The organism is Tahibacter caeni, assembly GCF_024609805.1.
Lineage (GTDB): Bacteria > Pseudomonadota > Gammaproteobacteria > Xanthomonadales > Rhodanobacteraceae > Tahibacter > Tahibacter caeni.
The window spans coordinates 1-3931 of sequence record NZ_JANFVR010000391.1 but is presented as its reverse complement, the minus strand read 5'-3'; the positions used below and the strand labels follow the sequence as shown (position 1 = coordinate 3931).

3 protein-coding genes are annotated in these 3931 nt (G+C 70.1%); all 3 read right to left on the bottom strand.

Features of this window, described 5'->3' with window-relative positions; genetic code table 11:
• Positions 1-69: 69 nt before the first annotated feature.
• Positions 70-1659: an NAD(P)/FAD-dependent oxidoreductase gene (locus tag NON22_RS21355; protein ID WP_257389011.1), complete on the bottom strand. Its 1590-nt coding sequence runs from the start codon at positions 1657-1659 to the stop codon at positions 70-72.
• A gap of 114 nt (positions 1660-1773) precedes the next feature.
• Complete coding sequence (locus tag NON22_RS21350) at positions 1774-3030, bottom strand: cation:proton antiporter (protein ID WP_257389010.1); 1257 nt, start codon at positions 3028-3030, stop codon at positions 1774-1776.
• A 2-nt stretch (positions 3031-3032) separates the two neighbouring features.
• Complete coding sequence (locus tag NON22_RS21345) at positions 3033-3830, bottom strand: glycosyltransferase family 2 protein (RefSeq protein ID WP_257389009.1); 798 nt, start codon at positions 3828-3830, stop codon at positions 3033-3035.
• Between the last annotated feature and the right edge of the window lie 101 nt (positions 3831-3931).

Sequence of the window (3931 nt, the reverse complement as noted above, 5' to 3'; positions counted from 1 at the left end):
CGGCCGACGGCGCGCAGCCCGTCGCCAGCGCGACGGCGAGCAGCGGACCGGCGAGACGGGCGGCGGCGTTCACGCGGCCAGCTCGAACAGCTGCGGCGTCGCGGCCGCGTCGCCGGCGCCGCTGAGGCCGGCGAGGTCCGGACAGTCGCGCAGCGCCTGCGCGACGATGCCGGCGGCGAGATTGCGCAGCAGCTCGACGTTCGCGCGGATCTGCGCGCGCACGCCGGCGTCGTCGAGCGGGTCGTGCAGGGTGCGGTTGAGTTCGTGGAACCACTGCAGCTCGCCCTGATCGAGCAGAACCGCCGGATTGGACGGCGGGTTCTGCGCCATCCAGCGGCCGAAGAACGCCTGCATCTCGACGTTGAGCGCGCGAGCGGCTTCCAGCTCGCCGCGCAGGTCGGCGAACAGGCGCAGATCGGTCAGGCGGTCCTGGAACACGATCTGGCAGAGCACGCCCCAGTAGTAGGCGTAGTCCCAGATCACCTTGGTCGACATGACTTCGGCGTCGCCGAACAGCGGGTACTGGCCGCGATACAGGGTAAGGGTCGATTCGTAGAACGAGAAATACAGCTGCTGGTAGATCTTCGCGTACGGCGCGACCGGCTCGCCGCGGCGGTCGTGCCCGATCAGCGCGCAGACATAGCTGTTGGAGATCGCGATGAAGTCGCTGCCCGGCGAATAGAACGGATCGAGGAACACGCCGGCCTCGCCGGTGATGGCCCAGCGGTCGCCCGAGAACACCTGCTTGCAGCCGTGGGAGAAGCCGCGCAGGAACTTGAAGTCGAGCAGCTTGTCGCGGCGCCTGTCGCATTCGCGCCAGATCAGCGGCTGATAGCGATGCAGCCATTCCATGGCCTTGTCGAAACTGTTCATGGTCTCCAGCGGATGCATGGCCGCGTCGCAGACGATGCCGACCGAATGCGCGCCGGAGCCCAGCGGAATCAGCCAGACCCAGTAGCCGGGACCGCAGAAGTGATTGGTCGAACGCCAGCGTTCCGGCGGATCGCATTCGAGGCGCCAGCGTTCGTCGTTGCACCACTGGTCGAGCTCGAGCTTGTCGTCGATGCGGAACCAGACCGAGTTCGCGTCGTGGCCGTTGGGCTCTGCCAGGTCGAACTTGCGCTTGAGGATGTTGGCGCGACCGGCCGCGTCGACGACCCAGCGCGCGCGCGCGACGTGGGTTTCGCCGCCGTGCTCGTAGGCGACCGTGTGATCGGCGCCGTCGGTCGCGATGTCGACACGGCGCACGACCGCGCCGTCGAGAAATTCCGCGCCGCTGCGCCGGACTTCCTCGCCGAGATGGTTTTCGAGGATGCCGCGGTCGAGCTGATAGGTCGGCCGCGGCAATACGCGGCGCACGCCGAGCTCGGTCAGCGCCGGCAGGTCTTCGCGGCCTTCGGAATAGAAGAAGCGGAAGCCGAACTTGCGGATGTGCCGGGAGTCGAGATGCTCGGCGAGCCCGATCACCGTGTCGAAATAGTGCGCGCCGATCTCGACGCTGGATTCACCGACCTTGTGCGCCGCGGCCGGCAGTGGATGCGCGCGGCGTTCGAGCACGCGCACACCGATGCCCGGAAAGCGCCGGCGCAGCTGCAGCGCGAGACAGAGGCCGGCCAGGCCGCCGCCGAGAATGACTACGTCGTGTCGCGTCTCGCTCATGCCTTGCGTCCTTGTCGTCGAACCGAAACCCGGGCGGCCACGCCGGCGCGATGCCGGCGGGTATTGCTGCGCAGCGGCCAGGCCGTAACCACGGCGCCGCGGTGTTTCCGATGCCTAGACCGACTGCGTCTCGCGATTGCCGGCCGATGCCGCCGTGCGGCCGCGCAGCAGCCAGCCCAGCAGCGGCGAGGTCATCAGTGTGGTTATCACTGCCATCAGCGCCAGCATCGTGAATACCTCGCGGCCGATCACGCCGATGTCGAGGCCGACCTTCAGCACGATGAGTTCCATGAGGCCGCGCGTGTTCATCAGCGTGCCGATGGCGAAGGAATCGCGCCAGCCCGTGCCGCCCAGGCGCGCACCGGCGGCGCCGCCGAGCACCTTGCCGAGGATCGCGAGCAGCAGGATCACGCCCATGGCCGACAGGCCCATGCCGACGAAGGCGTCGGGGCTGGTATTGAGGCCGGCCAGGGCAAAGAACACCGGCATCAGCACGATGACCGACAGGTGTTCGATGCGCTCGACCAGCGTGTCCAGCAGCCGGTCGTCGCGCGGCAGGCACACGCCGAACAGGAACGCGCCGAACACGGCGTGCAGCTGCAGCCAGTGGGTCGTCGCGGCGAATGCGAACGTGAGCAGCAGCAGCAGCGCCAAGGTCGTGCCGTCCGGCTTTCCGTCGCCGGCATGGCGACGCAGCAGCGCCGCGGCAGCAGGCCGCACGAGCGCAAAGGCGACCCCGACCAGCAGGACCAGGCCGCCCAGTGCGCGGGCGAAGCCGTACCAGCCGCCGCCGGCGCTGATCAGCGCAACGACGAGCGCCAGCAGCACCCAGGCGAGTACGTCGGCCGTGGCCGCCGACGTCAGGCCCAAAGTCCCCAGCGCGCTGCCGGCCAGCCCTTTTTCCTTGAGGATGCGCGCCATGATCGGGAAAGCGGTGATCGACATCGCCACGGCGATGAACAGGGCGAACGGCAGCAGCGCCACGCCGGCCGGCGCCAGCTCCGGATGCAGCCACGGCGCGATCGCGATGCCCAGCACGAACGGCAGCAGCACGCTGAACCCGCCGATCCAGGACGAGGCGCGCAGCTGCGCCGCGACGCCGCCGGGCATGCGCAGCTCGGCGCCGACGATGAACATGAACAGCACGAGGCCGACCTGGCTGATGCCGGCCAGCACCGGCAGGCTCTGCGGCGGAAACAGCTGCGCGTGCAGGCCCGGCGCGAGCGCGCCGAACAGCAGCGGGCCGAGCGCGAGACCCGCGATCATCTCGCCGATGACCGGCGGCTGGCCGAAGGCGCGCAGCACATACGCGAACACGCGCGATGCACCGAGGATGACGACGAGCTGCAGCAACAGCAGTGACTGCCCCATGGCTACGCCCTCTCCGTGGCGCCGGTGTCCGGCGGCACGCGCGTGGTGCTGCCGCCGGGATCGACGACCTGGATCGGCGTCGTGCGCGCGATCCGGTACGTACGGATTACCGAGCCGACTTCCACCACGCGGCCGAACACGTGCGAGGTGATGCGGCAGAAATCGCGCAGCGGCTTGAAATGGCTGCGGCGGAATTCGCCCGCGTAGCGCACCTCGATCGGCACGGCGGCGACGCGCGTGCCGAGGCGGCGCGCAGCCTCGATCAGGATGTCGGCCTCGAACACGAAGCCCTGCGGCGCCACGTCGACGGCCAGCGCGACGACGTCGCGCGGATACCAGCGCTGGCCGCTCTGCGAATCGACCAGGCGCTGGCCGACGGCCCAGGCGATGCCCCAGTCGGCGATCTCGTTCGCGACGCGGCGGATCTTCGGCTGGCGTTCGCGGCCGATCAGGCGCGCGCCGACGACGATGTGTCCCGGCAGCTCCGCGGCCACGCGCAGGATGCGCGGAATGTCGCCGAACCAGTGCTGGCCGTCGCCGTCCATCGTCAGCACGCCGTCGACGTCGAGCTCGAGCGCGCGGCGGAAGCCCGCGCGCAGCGCATTGCCCTTGCCGCCGGGCCGTTCGTGGCGGATCAGCTGGATCGGCAGACCGTCCAGCGCGGCGACCGTGCCGTCGCTGGAGCCGTCGTCGACGACGATGACGTGCGGCGACTGCTGCAATGCGCCCTCGACGATCGCGCGGATCGCGCGCTCCTCGTTGAGGCATGGAATCAGGACGGCGGCGCGCAGCGCGTTCACGGCGTCACCTGCAGGTGCAGCGCGAACCGCGCGCCGGCGCCGAGGCGCAGGCTGCGCGGCTCGCTGCCGGCCAGGGCCTGCAGCAGCGGCAGGCCGGCCGC